General features: G+C 72.6%; 12 protein-coding genes. 4 read left to right on the top strand and 8 right to left on the bottom strand.

What is annotated here, in order from left to right; translation table 11 throughout:
• Positions 1-39: 39 nt before the first annotated feature.
• The 3 genes from KSK32_RS03855 to KSK32_RS03845 form a co-directional block, all read right to left on the bottom strand.
• The gene (locus KSK32_RS03855) at positions 40-984 is read right to left on the bottom strand and encodes a beta-ketoacyl-ACP synthase III (RefSeq protein ID WP_216928529.1); all 945 of its coding nucleotides are present in this window, start codon (positions 982-984) and stop codon (positions 40-42) included.
• The gene (locus tag KSK32_RS03850; RefSeq protein WP_216928526.1) at positions 985-2,154 is read right to left on the bottom strand and encodes an acyltransferase domain-containing protein; all 1,170 of its coding nucleotides are present in this window, start codon (positions 2,152-2,154) and stop codon (positions 985-987) included.
• A gap of 97 nt (positions 2,155-2,251) precedes the next feature.
• A complete protein-coding gene (locus KSK32_RS03845; protein ID WP_289256489.1) occupies positions 2,252-3,526 on the bottom strand; it encodes a CdaR family transcriptional regulator in 1,275 nt (424 codons plus the stop codon).
• Positions 3,527-3,630: 104 nt separating this feature from the next.
• Here KSK32_RS03845 and KSK32_RS03840 point away from each other — a divergent pair, with 104 nt between their 5' ends.
• Positions 3,631-3,960 (top strand): hypothetical protein, encoded by a 330-nt coding sequence (locus KSK32_RS03840; protein WP_216928522.1) that lies wholly within the window; start codon positions 3,631-3,633, stop codon positions 3,958-3,960.
• Positions 3,961-4,037: 77 nt separating this feature from the next.
• Here the strand turns inward: KSK32_RS03840 and KSK32_RS03835 are convergent, their stop codons facing one another.
• Positions 4,038-4,700, bottom strand: coding sequence for a hypothetical protein (locus KSK32_RS03835; RefSeq protein ID WP_216928520.1), 663 nt, complete (start codon positions 4,698-4,700; stop codon positions 4,038-4,040).
• Positions 4,701-4,892: 192 nt separating this feature from the next.
• Between KSK32_RS03835 and KSK32_RS03830 the strand changes: the two genes are divergently transcribed.
• On the top strand, positions 4,893-5,495 hold the full coding sequence (locus tag KSK32_RS03830; protein WP_216928517.1) for a copper resistance CopC family protein: 603 nt from the start codon (positions 4,893-4,895) through the stop codon (positions 5,493-5,495).
• 169 nt (positions 5,496-5,664) lie between these two features.
• Here the strand turns inward: KSK32_RS03830 and gltX are convergent, their stop codons facing one another.
• The 3 genes from gltX to KSK32_RS03815 are packed head-to-tail and all read right to left on the bottom strand — an operon-like array spanning position 5,665 to position 9,710.
• The gene (gltX, locus tag KSK32_RS03825) at positions 5,665-7,074 is read right to left on the bottom strand and encodes a glutamate--tRNA ligase (RefSeq protein WP_216928515.1); all 1,410 of its coding nucleotides are present in this window, start codon (positions 7,072-7,074) and stop codon (positions 5,665-5,667) included.
• 48 nt (positions 7,075-7,122) lie between these two features.
• Positions 7,123-8,400 carry an MFS transporter gene (locus KSK32_RS03820; RefSeq protein ID WP_216928513.1) on the bottom strand — a complete coding sequence of 426 codons (1,278 nt, stop codon included), beginning with the start codon at positions 8,398-8,400 and terminating at the stop codon, positions 7,123-7,125.
• A complete protein-coding gene (locus tag KSK32_RS03815) occupies positions 8,397-9,710 on the bottom strand; it encodes a GH1 family beta-glucosidase (RefSeq protein WP_216928511.1) in 1,314 nt (437 codons plus the stop codon). The genes KSK32_RS03820 and KSK32_RS03815 overlap by 4 nt, the downstream gene beginning before the upstream one ends.
• A 200-nt stretch (positions 9,711-9,910) precedes the next feature.
• Between KSK32_RS03815 and KSK32_RS03810 the strand changes: the two genes are divergently transcribed.
• Entirely contained in the window at positions 9,911-10,357 is a 447-nt protein-coding gene (locus KSK32_RS03810) for an SRPBCC domain-containing protein (RefSeq protein WP_018787096.1), read from the top strand.
• A gap of 138 nt (positions 10,358-10,495) precedes the next feature.
• Here KSK32_RS03810 and aceE read toward each other — a convergent pair whose 3' ends face one another.
• On the bottom strand, positions 10,496-13,240 hold the full coding sequence (gene aceE / locus KSK32_RS03805) for a pyruvate dehydrogenase (acetyl-transferring), homodimeric type (RefSeq protein WP_216928509.1): 2,745 nt from the start codon (positions 13,238-13,240) through the stop codon (positions 10,496-10,498).
• Positions 13,241-13,429: 189 nt separating this feature from the next.
• Between aceE and KSK32_RS03800 the strand changes: the two genes are divergently transcribed.
• The gene (locus tag KSK32_RS03800; RefSeq protein WP_216928507.1) at positions 13,430-13,837 is read left to right on the top strand and encodes a secondary thiamine-phosphate synthase enzyme YjbQ; all 408 of its coding nucleotides are present in this window, start codon (positions 13,430-13,432) and stop codon (positions 13,835-13,837) included.
• Position 13,838: the final 1 nt, after the last annotated feature.

Raw genomic sequence — 13,838 nt, 5'->3', positions numbered from 1 at the left:
CGGTCACCGCACCTCGGCGCGTTCGCGCCCGAGGGGGTTTCAGGGGCAGCGCACGACCTGACCGGCGTAGGTCAGGCCGCCGCCGAAGCCGAACAGCAGCACCGGGGCGCCCGAGGGCACCTCGCGCCGCTCGACAAGCTTCGACAGGGCCAGCGGGATGCTCGCCGCCGACGTGTTGCCGGACTCGACGATGTCCTTGGCGATGAGCGCGTCCGGGATGTTCAGCCGCTTGGCGATGCCGTCGATGATCCGGGCGTTGGCCTGGTGCGGCACGAACGCGGCCAGCTCCGACGGGTCGATCCCGGCGCGCTCGCACGCCTGGAGCGCGAGCGGGGCCAGCGCGGTGGTGGCCCAGCGGAAGACCGACTGTCCCTCCTGGCTGATGTACGGCTGCCAGCCCTCGATCCGGACCGCGTCGCTCTTCTCCGGCGCGGAACCCCAGACCACCGGCCCGATCCCGGCCGGCTCGTCGTCAGCGGTCGCGCTGACCACGGCCGCCCCGGCACCGTCGGCGAAGATGATGCAGGTCGAGCGGTCGGTCCAGTCGGTGAAGTCGGAGAGCTTCTCCGCGCCGATGACGATCGCGTTGCGCGCCGCGCCGGCCCGGATCGCGTGGTCCACGGTGCCCAGCGCGTACGCGAAGCCGGAGCAGGCGGTGTTGAGGTCGTACGCCCCGGGCGCGTTGATGCCCAGCTTGGCCGCGACCCGGCAGGCCACGTTGGGGCTGCGGTCCACGGACGTGCAGGTCGCCACCACGACCAGGTCGATGTCGGCGGCGGTCAGCCCGGCGTTGGCGAGCGCCTTGCCGGCGGCGGCGGTGGCCATGTCGGCCACCGTCTCGTCGCCGGCGATCCGGCGGGTGACGATGCCGACCCGGTCCCGGATCCACTCGTCGTTGGTGTCGACCATCTGGGCGATCTCGTCGTTCGTGACGACGCGGGAGGGCTGATAGTGCCCCATCGCGACGATCCGGCTGCCGGCCATTTAGTGCGTTCCTCCGATACGGACGAGGGGCTGGCCCGGTGCGACCGGGTCGTCGTGGTGTGCGAGCCACTCGACGAGCGACCCGTTGTCGTGCGCGGTCACCTCGACCGGCCCCCGGCCGGTGGCGATGTGGCCGACGACCTGTCCGGCGCGTACTCCGGCACCCTCGGCCGGCGCGGCCGACCGGTCGAGCCGGCCGGCGGAGGGGGAGACGACCACCCGGTACGACGGCGCGGCCGGGCGGGCCGCGGGGCCGGCGTGCCGGGCGATCAGGCGGCGCGCGGCGGGCAGGTCGGCCGGGGTGTTCAGGGTGACGATCTCGGGTGCGCCCTCGCCCTTGAGCTCCCGCTTGACCAGCCCGGCGAGGGTGCCGGCCGGCGGCAGTTCGATCACGCCGGTGACGCCGAGGTCGGCCAGCGTGCGCATGCACAGGTCCCAGCGGACCGGCGCGGTCACCTGCCGGACCAGCCGCCGTACCGTTTCCGGGCCGTGCCCGGCCGGTGCGCCGTCGAGGTTGGACAGCAGGATCCGGGCCGGTGCGGAGGCCGGGACTCCGGCGGCCACCGCGGCGAGGGCGGTCTCGGCGGGCGCCATGTAGGGCGTGTGGAACGCGCCGGCCACCTGGAGCCGGATGACGCGGGTCCGGGCCGGCGGCTCGGCGGCCAGCTTGTCCAGCGCGTCGACGGCGCCGGCGGCCACGATCTGACCGGCGCCGTTGCGGTTGGCTGGGTGCAGCCCGTGCGCCGTCAGCGCGGCGATCACCTCGTCCGGGTCGCCGCCGAGCACGGCGGCCATCCCGGTCGGCTCCAGCGCGCAGGCGGCGGCCATCTCCCGCCCGCGTACGCCGGCGAGCGTCACGGCGGACTCGGCCGGCAGCACCCCGGCCAGCGCGGCGGCGCCCAGCTCACCGACGCTGTGCCCGGCGACCAGCCCGACGTCGTGCATCGGCAGGTGCTCGGCGGCGAGCAGCGCGGCGGCGACCAGCAGCGGCTGGGTACGGGCGGTCTCCTTGATCTCGTCCGCGTCCGCCCGGGTGCCCAGGTGGATCAGGTCCACCCCGGCCAGCGCCGACCACCAGCGCAGACGCGCCTCGGCGCCGGGGAGGTCGAGCCACGGCGCGATGAAGCCGGGCTTCTGCGAACCCTGTCCGGGAGAGAGTACGGCGAGCACGTGTACGACTCTGACGGATGCCGGCGTGCCGCGCTGTAACGTACGGCACGAAACCGCACTAGAACCTTTAGAGGAAACCTACAAAGATCGTCGTCGGTCATCGCCGGTCGGTGACCGTCGGCACCACCGGGTCGAGGCGTCCCACTGTCAGCGCGACCTGCAGCGCGAAGGCGTCGCGCGGGGCCAGCGGCGAGAAGCCGGTCACCTCGGCGATCCGCTTCAGCCGGTAGCGCACGGTGTTCGGGTGCACGAACAGCGCCCGGGCGGCGCTCTCCAGCGTGCCGCCGGCGGCGAAGAACGCGTCGAGCGTCTCCAGCAGTTCGCCGCCGGAGCGGGCCAGTGCCGCGTACACGTCGTGGCGCAACCGGCGGCGGGCCTCGGTGTCGCCGGCCAGCGCGCGTTCCGGTAGCAGTTCGTCGGCGGCGACCGGGCACGGCGCGGTCGGCCAGGCCGGCGCGGCCCGGAACCCGGCCAGCGCCGCCCGCGCCGACTCGGTGGCCTCGTCCAGGCTGGGCACCGCCGGGCCGACCACCACCGGCCCGTCGCCGAAGGCGGTACGCAGCTTCTCCGTGGCCGCCACCGGATCGGCCGCGCCGCCCAGCACGATGACCAGACGGTCGCCGTGCACGCCGCCGATCACCTCGACGCCGATCCGCCGGGCCTGCCGGTAGACGGTGTGCAGCACGGCGGCCACCTCGCCGCCGGGGGAGCGGCCCACCGCCACCGCCACCGGCGGCGCGTCCATCCAGCCCAGCGCGGCGGCGCGGCTGGCCAGCACGTCCGGGGAGTCGCCGCGCAGCAGCGCGTCGACCAGCAGCGCCTGCAACCGGGCGTCCCAGGAGCCGCGGCTCTCGGCGGCCCGGGCGTAGACCCGCGCGGCGGCGAACGCGATCTCCCGGGAGAAGCGCAGCACCGCCTCGCGCAGCGACTGCTCCTCGCCCGGCACCGCCAGGTCCGACACCTGCTCCTCGACCACGTCGATGGTCACCTTGATCAGCGCCACGGTCTGCTGGAGGCTGATCGACCGGGCCAGCGCCTGCGGCGCGGCGGCGAAGACCTCGTCCGACACCTCCTGGGTGCGGTCGGTCGCGCCGCCGCCCTGGCGCAGCCACTGCACCAGCGAGCGCACGCCGGCCTGGGCGACGAGCATGACCCAGGAGCGCTGGTCGGCGGGCAGCTCACGGAACCACGGCAGCGTCTCGTCCATCCGGGCCACGCTGGCGGTGGCCAGGCCGCCCGCCGCCCGTTCGATGCGGCGCAGGGTCGCCGACGTCTCCGTTCCGCCCGGTTCGCTCACCGCACCAGCCTGACACGGCGTGACCAGCGGATGCACTTCGAGGCCACGCCCTGGCCGCGGCGTGACGATCTCCACCGGTACGCGCTGACGATCTTGTTCGGCCGGGCCAGTACGGTGTCAGGGCACGCCGGGCCAGACTCCGGCCGGGCGGGCGAGGGCGACGCGTGAGGGGGGCCGGGATGGCGCAGGGGGAGGCCGAGCACGGTTGCGCCCAGGGTGAAGCCTGCCGGCGGGGCCACGACCAGCCGGTGACTGCCACACACCCGCGCCGGCCGTGCCTGAACCAGCAGGGGGAGCAGCCGTCCGGCCGGGCGCCGGAGCGTGCCGAGGACGAGCCGGGTGTGCCCCGGCAGCGGGCGGCGGAGCCGGCCCGCCCGGCCGATGAGGAACCGGCCGACCGGAGTTGCCGCAGCGGCCTGGCGGGCTGGGCGGGTGCCCACCGTCACGGCGCGGTACGCCCGCGCAACCGCACCGTCCGCCGGGAACGCCCGCCGCACCGCTGGTGCTGACGCGTCGTCTGCCGGGCTGACGGGTGCCGGCCGGAGCTGACCGGCGGGCGCCGGGCCGACGGGGCGCGGAACCGGGTTCAGCGGGTGCGGCGGCGGACCAGGAGCGCGATGCCGGCCAGCCCGGCGGTGATGACCAGCACGACGCCCACGTTGAGCAACAGCAGCCGCTGGAGTTCGCCGAGCGCGGTGTCGATGTTCTGCACCGGGTCGAGCGCCTCCTCCGGGAGCACCCGCTCGCCGCCGCCGATGCCGCCGGCGAGCGTGTCGAACTGCGCCGGCATCGGCACGCCGACCGAGCGCAGCGTCTCGGGCATGTTGAGCCGCCCGAAGAACCAGCCGGCCCGGCTGCTGCTCAGGTCCGGCTGCTTGCCCGGCCGGTAGATGCGGGGACCGCCCTTGGCCAGCGGGAACAGGTCGTAGGTGCGCTGCGGACCGGCGGCGGCGAGCACCACCACCGTGTACTTCGGACCGAGATCCTTGGCGGCCGGGCCGCGCAGCTGGCCGGTCGTGCCCAGCCACCTGACCTGGTCGATCACCAGGTTGACCTCGCCCGGGCTGGTGTCGGCGCGCAGCTTCAGCGGGGCATCGAGCCGCTCGCCGGTGATGTCGACGCCGGTCGGCGCCGGCTTGGGTTTCGGCGCGGCCTGGGCCGCCACCGTGCCGGCCAGCGCCAGCGTGCACGCCAGAGCCGCCGCGCTCCCGGTCACGGCGACAAACAGCCGTCTCACCCTTCGGACCATCGCCGCCTCCTCGCCCCGTTCGATGGCTGGCTTTCGCTGCAGGTCACACTGGACCGGTGTCCACCACAAAGACTCCGCAGAACGGCGCTCGGTTGCAGCTGGTGGAAGAGTATTTGGAACTATCTGCGAGCTGAGACCGACCAGAGAACGGTCGATGATCATCGGCCGGATCCTACCCGGACGGAGGGAACTATGGGGGGCAGGGTCGCCCGCGTGGCGCGTACCTGGGCGGTGGTGCTCGGGGTGGTCGCGGCGTCCGCGCTGCTGCCGGCCGCGCCAGCCGCCGCGCACAACTCGCTGACCGGCAGTGATCCGCGTGACGGGGCCCGGCTGGCCGCCGCACCGGAGCGGATCGAGCTGCGGTTCCTCGCCACGCCGAAGAAGGCGACCACCGAGGTCACCGTCACCGGCCCGGACAACGTGGCCGCGACCGGCGGCGCACCGACCTTCGCCGGCAAGCGCGTGACGGTCCCGTCCCGGCCGGGAGCGGCCGGTCTCTACATCGTGACCTACCGGCTCGCGTCCGACGACGGCCATCCGGTCAAGGGGGAGATCCGGTTCACAGTGACCACCGGCACCCCGGCGGAGTCGCCGTCGGCGAGCGCGCCGCCCACCAGCGCCGCCCCCGCGACTTCCACCGCTCTGCCCACCAGCGCGGCGCCGAGCCCGACCCCGGCCGCCGCCGGGGCGGACGACGACGGGGGTACGGGCTGGCTGTGGGCGGCCGGCGCGGTGGTGGTGCTCGCGGTGCTGGGCGGCGGGCTGCTGCTGCGCCGCCGGGCCACCCGCCGGTGATCGTGGCCAGCGCGCCTGACCACTCTGCGTAACACTGCTGGCGCAATGATCGCCGAAAACGCATATGCCTCTGAGTCATAACTATGACTCAGAGGCATATCGCTCAATAGAGGTACCGCTTTCCGGCCACGACACGCCCGAGCGTCGGAACCGGCGCCGTGCCTGCGGCTCAGACCAGGCGTACGCGGGCGGCGCGCAACCGGGTCAGCGTACGGTCGCGGCCGAGCACCTCCAGCGACTCGAACAGGGGCAGGCCGACGGTGCGCCCGGTGACCGCGACGCGTACCGGCGCCTGCGCCTTGCCCAGCTTCAGCCCGCGCTCCGCGCCGACCGCCTCCAGCGTGGCCTTCAGCGACTCGGCGTCCCAGGACTCCAGCGCCTCGAACGCGACGATTGCCGCGTCCAGCAGGTCGGCGGCGCCCTCCTTCATCGCCTTCGCCCAGGCCGCCTCGTCGATCAGCGGGTCGGCCAGGAACAGGAAGTCGACGTTCGGCACGATCTCGCTGAGCACCGCGATCCGGGTCTGCGCCAGCGGGGCCACCGCCGCGAACGCGGCCGGGTCGAACTCGTCGGGCTGCCACGGCGGCGGGGCGATGGTCCCGGTGCCGGTGAGCCACGGCCGGCACGCCCCGACGAAGTCCTCCACCGGCAGCGCCCGGATGTAGTCGCCGTTGAACGCGCGCAGCTTCTTCTCGTCGAAGAACGCCGGGGACGGGTTGACCTCGTCCAGCCGGAACTCCTCCTCGATCACCGACCAGGGCACGATCTCCCGGTCGCCCGAGGGCGCCCAGCCCAGCAGCATCAGGTAGTTGCGCATCGCGTCGGCGAGGTAGCCCTCGTCCCGGTACGCCTCCAGCGCGACCTTGTCCCGCCGCTTGGACAGCTTCTGCCGCTTCTCGTTGACGACCACCGGCACGTGCGCCCAGACCGGCGGCTTGACGCCGAGCGCGTCCCACAGCAGCTGCTGCTTCGGGGTGTTCGGCAGGTGCTCCTCGGCCCGGATGACGTGGGTGATCCCCATCGACATGTCGTCGACCACGTTCGCCAGCAGGAACACCGGGGAGCCGTCGCCGCGGGCGATGACGAAGTCCTCGATCAGCTTGTTCTCGAACGTCGGCTCGCCGCGGACCAGGTCGACCACCACTGTCTCGCCCTCGTCCGGCGTACGGAAGCGCAGTGCCCGGCCCTCGCCCGGTTCCAGGCCGCGGTCGCGGCAGAAGCCGTCGTAGCCGCGCTGCTGCGGACCGGTACGCGCCTGCACGTCCTCGCGGGTGCAGTCGCAGTAGTAGGCCCGGCCGCCCTCGTACAGCCGCTGTGCGGCGGCCCGGTGCTCGCCCGCGTACGAGGACTGGAAGTACGGGCCCTCGTAGCTGCCCCGGGCGATGCCGATCCAGTCGAGCGCGGAGAGGATGCCCTCGGTCCACTCGGGCCGGTTACGTGCCGCGTCGGTGTCCTCGATACGCAGCACGAACACCCCGCCCTGCTGCTTGGCGAAGATCCAGTTCTGGAGCGCCGAGCGGGCGCCCCCGACGTGGAACATACCGGTCGGGGAAGGGGCGAAGCGTACACGTACCGTCACGCCCCCAGCCTACGGCGGACCGCGACGGGTTTCGGGCGGGGGGCCGGGTCAGGGCACCGACTTGATCTTCACGACCAGAGCGCTGCCGAGCAGGGTGACCGCCGCGGTGACCGCGTACAGCGTCGGGTAGCCGCCGAGGTGCACGACGATCGGGGCGGACAGCGCCGGCCCGAGCACCTGCGGCGCCGAGTTGGCGATGTTGATCACGCCGAGGTCCTTGGCCCGGTCGGTGGCGGCGGGCAGCACCTGGGTGATCAGCGCCGCGTCCACCGACAGGTAGACGCCGTACCCGGCGCCGAGCAGCAGCGCCGCCACGATCGCCATCGGCCAGGTCGGCGCCACCGCCAGCAGCACCGCCGCCACCGCCATGATCAGCCCGGAGGCGATCACGAAGACCTTGCGCCGGCCGGAGCGGTCGGACATGCGCCCGGCGACCACAGCGGTGAGCATCATGCCCAGCGTGTAGAGCAGGATCAGCACCAGCAGCGAGCCCTCGGGGTCGGCCACCCGCACCCCGTCGGTGAGGAAGTAGAGCAGGTAGAGCGTGCCGAGCGCGTTGCCGGTCTGCACCAGGAACCGGGTGAACCAGGCCCAGGCGAAGTCGGGGTGGCGGCGCGGGCTGATCCACATCGAGGCGAACAGCGAGCGCAGCCGCAGTGGCGAGCGGTGCTCCCGGGGCAGGTGGTCGTCCTGGGTCAGCAGCGCGAACGGCAGCGACAGCAGCAGTACGGCGAGCGCGATCGCCGCGTACCCGGCCGCGTTGCCGGTGACCACGGCGGTCACCAGCACCGCGCCGAGCACCAGGCCCAGCGCCTGCGGGATGCCCACCCAGCCGGACACGCCGCCGCGCTGCGCCACCGGCACCCGGTCCGGGATCGCGGCGGTGAGGCTGGCCAGCATCGCGTTGAAGCAGACCTGCGCGGCCACCCAGGCCACCGCCACCCCGGCGATGGTGTTCTGCCGGGCCAGCAGCACCAGGGCGAGCGCGCCGACGACCGCGCCGAGCGCGGTCCAGACGTGCCGGCGGCCGAAGTGCCGGTTGGCCAGCCGCAGCGAGGTGCGGTCGGACAGCGCCCCGGCCAGCGGGTTCGCCAGCACCGCGGCGAGCGCGCCGAGGCCGGTGACCACCGCCAGCATGGCCTCCTTGTCGGCCGGCGCGATCCGTTCCACCTGCTGCGGCAGCAGCACCTGGATCGGGGTGAAGAACGCCATCCAGACGCCGAGGTTGGCCGCGAAGATCAGCGCGATCCAGCTCCGCCGGACCGGGACGGTCGGCTCGGCGAGCGCCGCCGGCAGCGACGCCGGCGTCGGGTTCATCGTGGTCATCGCCGGACCAGATCCTGAAACCAGGTGTACGACGACTTCGGCGTCCGCCGCTGCGTGCCGAAGTCGACGTGCACCAGGCCGAACCGCTTGGTGAAGCCCTCGGCCCACTCCCAGTTGTCCAGCAGCGACCAGACGAAGTACCCGGTCACCGGCACGCCCTCGGCCATCGCCTGGTGCACCGCCCGGATGTGCCCGTCCAGGTACGCGATCCGCTCCGGGTCGTGCACCCGGCCGCCGGCGTCGGGCGCGTCGTCGTACGCGCAGCCGCTCTCGGTGACCTGGATCGCCGGCAGCGCGCCGCCGTACCGCTCGTGCAGGAGGAGCAGCAGTTCGCGCAGCCCGTCCGGGGCCACCGGCCAGTCGAAGGCGGTACGCGCGTAGCCCTCCAGCGGCACGATCTCGAACGGCAGCGGCGAGTCCGCCTCCGGCGCCCGGATGCCGGTCGGGTTGTAGTAGTTGACGCCGAGCACGTCGATCGGGGCGGCGATCACGTCCAGGTCGCCGTCGCGCACCACGCCCGGGTCGGGGCCGAGCGCGTCCGGGTAGCCGCGTCCGAGCAGCGGATCGGTGAACAGGCGGTTGTGCAGCGCGTCGTACGTCGCGGCGGCGGCCCGGTCCGCGTCGGTGTCACCGGCCAGGCGCACCGGCGAGTAGTTGTTGGCGATCGCCACCGGGGACGTGCTGCGGGCGCGCAGCGCCGCGACCGCGAGACCGTGCCCGAGGAGCTGGTGGTGGGCCACCGGGAAGGCGTCGAACAGCAGCGTCCGGCCGGGCGCGTGCGCGCCCATGCCGTGGCCGAGGCTCATGTGGATGAACGGCTCGTTGAGCGTGATCCAGAGCTTGACCCGGTCGCCGAGGCGCGCCGCGGTCAGGTCGGCGTACTCGGCGAAGCGGGCGGCGGTGTCCCGGTTCAGCCAGCCGCCGGCGTCCTCCAGCGCCTGCGGCAGGTCCCAGTGGAACAGCGTGGCGACCGGGTCCACGCCGGCGGCGAGCAGGCCGTCGACCAGCCGGTCGTAGAAGTCCAGCCCGGCGGCGTTGGCCGCGCCGGTGCCGGCCGGCTGGATCCGCGGCCAGGCGATCGAGAACCGGTACGCGGACACCCCCAGCCCGGCCAGCAGCGCGGTGTCCTCGGCGTACCTGTGGTAGTGGTCGCAGGCCTGGTCGCCGGTGCTGCCGTCGGTGATCCGGCCCGGGGAATGGGCGAACGTGTCCCAGATGGACGGACCACGCCCGTCGACTGTGGTCGCACCCTCGATCTGGTACGCGGAGGTGGAGACCCCCCAGCGGAAGCCGGCGGGGAACTCGGGCATCGGCGCGGTCGTCAAGTCACCCTCCAGACGTGAAGCGTGCTCGCGACTCTAGGGCCCTGCGGACCGCTGCGCCATAGGCCGTCATGGGTGGATGACGCAAGGCGGTTCGGCGTGTCTTTTCCGAACCCGTCCACTTAAGTCCGATTTACACATAGAGTGCCGAATATCGCGGATGTGATTTAAGTGGGGGAAAGATACTCATGATCCTCGTGGAACGCAGCGCACACGTGGCGGCGCCGGTGGAAGTGGTCTGGGACGTCGTGCAGCGCGCCGAGCAGCTGCCGGCCTGGCTGGCGGGAGTCCGCGCGGCCGAAGTCCTGTCCGGGGAGGGATTCGGGCGGCGGCAGCTGGTCCAGGCCGGACGCGGCGCCGCGCACGAGGCCGAGGTGATCGCCTTTCAGGAGCCGACCCTGATCGGCTGGCGCGAACGCGCGAAGGGCGCCGGCGCCCGGGCCGAGGCGCGCACCGAGATCTACGTCCAGTTGACCCCGGACGAGGAGGAGGGCGGCACCGTCGTACGCCTGATCGTCGTGCGGTGGCCCGCCGGACCCGTCAAGGCGGCCCTGCTCCGGCTCGGCCTGCGCCGGGTCGGCGCCGACCTGGAGGACTCGCTGGCCCGGCTGACCGACCTGGCCGCCGTCGGCTGACCGAGCCCGTCCCGGCGTCGCCCGCGATGGTGACGGCCCGGCGTTCCCGCCAGGGACGCCGGGCCGTCGTCGTCTCCACCCGAGGTGTTAAGAAGGGGCCCCTCCTCTACCGGAGGCGTTAAGAAGGGGCCCTTCCTTTCAGCTGTCGCCGCCGGTCTCGCCGACCGGGGCGGCGTTGACGTCGTCCAGCGCGTACTTGCGGGCGGCGTCGGCCGGCACGTGGGCCGGCACCACGCCACGCAGCGCGAGCTGGCGCAGCGTGGCCACAGCGACCGACTCGGCGTCCACGTGGAAGTGGCGGCGCAGCGCGTGCCGCGTGTCCGACATGCCGAAGCCGTCGGTGCCGAGCGAGGTGTAGTCCCCGGGTACCCAGCGGGCGATCAGGTCCGGTACCGCGCGCATCCAGTCGCTGACCGCGACCTTCGGCCCGTCGGCGTCGGCCAGCTTCCGCGCGACGTACGGCACCCGCGGCTCCTCGCCCGGGTTGAGCAGGTTGTGCTCCTCGCACTCCACCGCGTCGCGGCGCAGCTCGGTCCAGGACGTCACCGACCACACGTCGGCTGACACGCCCCAGTCCTCGGCGAGCAGCTGCTGGGCCTTGAGCGCCCACTGCATGCCGGTGCCGGAGGCGAGGATGTTCGCCTTCGGCGCGTCGTCGCCGACCTGCGGCGCGGGGGAGTAGCGGTGGATGCCCTTGAGGATGCCCTCGACGTCCACGCCCTCCGGCTCGGCCGGCTGGAAGATCGGCTCGTTGTAGACGGTGAGGTAGTAGAAGATGTTCTCCTGCGCCTCGCCGTACATCCGGTGCAGGCCGTTCTCCACGATGTGCGCCAGCTCGAAGGCGAACGCCGCGTCGTAGGAGACCACCGCCGGGTTGGTGGCGGCGAGCAGCAGCGAGTGGCCGTCCTCGTGCTGGAGGCCCTCACCGTTGAGCGTGGTCCGGCCGGCGGTCGCGCCGAGCACGAAGCCCCGTGCCATCTGGTCCGCCGCCGCCCAGAACCCGTCGCCGGTGCGCTGGAAGCCGAACATCGAGTAGAAGATGTACAGCGGGATCATCGGCTCGCCGTGGGTGGCGTACGCCGTGCCCGCGGCCGTGAACGAGGCCACCGACCCGGCCTCGTTGATCCCCTCGTGCAGGATCTGGCCGGTGGTCGACTCCTTGTAGGACAGGAACAGCTCCCGGTCCACCGAGGTGTAGCGCTGGCCGTGCGGCGAGTAGATCTTCTGGGTCGGGAACAGCGAGTCCATACCGAAGGTACGGGCCTCGTCCGGGATGATCGGCACCCAGCGCTTGCCGAACTCCTTGTCCTTCATGATGTCCTTGAGCAGGCGGACGAACGCCATCGTGGTGGCGACCTTCTGCTTGCCCGACCCGCGCTTGACGTCGGAGAACCGCTCGGTGCCCGGGATGGTCAGCGTCTTGCGCGCGGTGCTGCGCGTGGGCAGGTAGCCGCCGAGCTGCTGACGCCGGTCCTTCAGGTAGGCGATCTCGTCCGACTTCTCACCCGGCGTGTAGTACGGCGGGAGGTAGGGGTTCTCCTCCAGAGCCTTGTCCGGGATGTCCAGGTAGAGGCGGTCGCGGAAGAGCTTCAGATCCTCCAGCGTCAGCTTCTTCATCTGGTGCGTGGCGTTACGGCCCTCGAAGTGCGAGCCGAGCGTCCAGCCCTTGATCGTCTTGGCGAGGATCACCGTCGGCTGGCCGGTGTGCTCCATCGCCGCCTTGTAGGCCGCGTAGAGCTTGCGGTAGTCGTGGCCACCCCGCTTGAGGTTCCAGATCTCGTCGTCGGACAGCTGCTCGACCATCTTGCGGGTCCGCGGGTCGCGGCCGAAGAAGTGCTCCCGCACGTACGCCCCGGACTCCGCCTTGTAGGTCTGGTAGTCACCGTCGGGCGTGGTGTTCATCAGGTTGACCAGCGCGCCGTCGGTGTCCGCGGCGAGCAGCGGGTCCCACTCGCGGCCCCAGACGACCTTGATGACGTTCCAGCCGGCGCCCCGGAAGAACGCCTCCAGCTCCTGCATGACCTTGCCGTTGCCGCGGACCGGTCCGTCCAGGCGCTGGAGGTTGCAGTTGATCACGAAGGTGAGGTTGTCCAGCTCCTCGCGGGCGGCCACGCCGATCGCGCCGAGCGACTCCACCTCGTCCATCTCACCGTCGCCCAGGAACGCCCAGACGTGCTGCTGGGAGGTGTCCTTGATGCCCCGGTGGTGCAGGTAGCGGTTGAACCGCGCCTGGTAGATGGCGTTCAGCGGGCCGAGGCCCATGGAGACCGTGGGGAACTCCCAGAAGTCCGGCATCAGCCGCGGGTGCGGGTACGACGGCAGCCCGCCGCCGGGGTGCGACAGTTCCTGCCGGAAGCCGTCGAGCTGACTCTCGCTGAGCCGGCCCTCCAGGAACGCCCGCGCGTACATGCCGGGGGAGGCGTGACCCTGGTAGAAGATGTGGTCGCCGCCGCCCGGGTGGTTCTTGCCCCGGAAGAAGTGGTTGAAGCCCACCTCGTAGAGGGACGCCGAGCTGGCGAACGTGGAGATGTGCCCGCCGACGCCGATCTCCGGGCGCTGCGCCCGGTGCACCAGCATCGCGGCGTTCCACCTGATGTACGCCCGCAGCCGCCGCTCGACGTGCTCGTCACCCGGGAACCACGGTTCGCGCTCCGGCGGGATCGTGTTGATGTAGTCGGTGGTGGTCAGGGACGGCACCCCGACCTGCCGCTCGCGGGCCCGCTCCAGCAGGCGCAGCATGACGTACCGGGCTCGCTTTGTCCCGCGCTCGTCGATGACACCGTCGAGTGACTCGACCCATTCGCTGGTCTCTTCAGGGTCGATGTCCGGAAGCTGGCTCGGCAGACCAGCGGTGATCACCGGGCGCTTGCGTTCCGTAGCCACAGGCGTTCCCTCGGTTTCGTGTGGGATAGGTCTCTAGCGCCATCCTGCCCCCTGGTGGCGCGTGCCGTCACCTCTCCCACCCTCAGACGCGACGCTGAACACAGGTACCCATCAGTAACTTTGCGCGATCACCGGGTGCGCTATCGGCGGGCGCGGCGGAGAACCGGGCACTGCGGCAGAATGCGCCGTATGCGCAGTGAGGTGATCACCGTCCGGACCGGCTCCCGGCCGACCGTCCGGGACATCACGAGCGAGGCCGAGCGGTTCGTGTCCGGGGCCGGCGACGGCCTGCTGCACGTCTTCGTCCCGCACGCCACCGCCGGGCTGGCGATCATCGAGACCGGCGCCGGGTCCGACGACGACCTGCTGCGGGCGCTCGACGACCTGCTCCCCACCGACGACAGGTGGCGGCACCGGCACGGCTCACCCGGGCACGGCCGCGACCACGTGCTGCCGGCGTTCGTGCCGCCGTACGCGACGCTGCCGGTGCTCGGCGGACGGCTCCAGCTCGGCACCTGGCAGTCGATCTGCCTGGTCGACACCAACGGCGACAACAACCCCGACCGTCAGGTGCGCCTCTCGTTCCTGGCCGGCTGAC

The sequence above is a fragment of the Micromonospora sp. WMMB482 genome (assembly GCF_019038635.1).
Lineage (GTDB): Bacteria > Actinomycetota > Actinomycetes > Mycobacteriales > Micromonosporaceae > Micromonospora > Micromonospora marina.
Note: the sequence above shows the minus strand (reverse complement) of the source record. Positions and strands in the feature narration are given on the sequence as shown.

Excerpts from the sequence above, each read along its gene's own strand:
- KSK32_RS03830 (WP_216928517.1), top strand. The coding sequence starts at position 4,893 with ATGGGGGGCAGGGTCGCCCGCGTGGCGCGTACCTGGGCGGTGGTGCTC.
- KSK32_RS03855 (WP_216928529.1), bottom strand. The coding sequence starts at position 984 with ATGGCCGGCAGCCGGATCGTCGCGATGGGGCACTATCAGCCCTCCCGC.
- KSK32_RS03810 (WP_018787096.1), top strand. The coding sequence starts at position 9,911 with ATGATCCTCGTGGAACGCAGCGCACACGTGGCGGCGCCGGTGGAAGTG.
- KSK32_RS03815 (WP_216928511.1), bottom strand. The coding sequence starts at position 9,710 with ATGCCCGAGTTCCCCGCCGGCTTCCGCTGGGGGGTCTCCACCTCCGCG.
- KSK32_RS03820 (WP_216928513.1), bottom strand. The coding sequence starts at position 8,400 with ATGACCACGATGAACCCGACGCCGGCGTCGCTGCCGGCGGCGCTCGCC.
- KSK32_RS03835 (WP_216928520.1), bottom strand. The coding sequence starts at position 4,700 with ATGGTCCGAAGGGTGAGACGGCTGTTTGTCGCCGTGACCGGGAGCGCG.
- KSK32_RS03800 (WP_216928507.1), top strand. The coding sequence starts at position 13,430 with ATGCGCAGTGAGGTGATCACCGTCCGGACCGGCTCCCGGCCGACCGTC.
- KSK32_RS03840 (WP_216928522.1), top strand. The coding sequence starts at position 3,631 with ATGGCGCAGGGGGAGGCCGAGCACGGTTGCGCCCAGGGTGAAGCCTGC.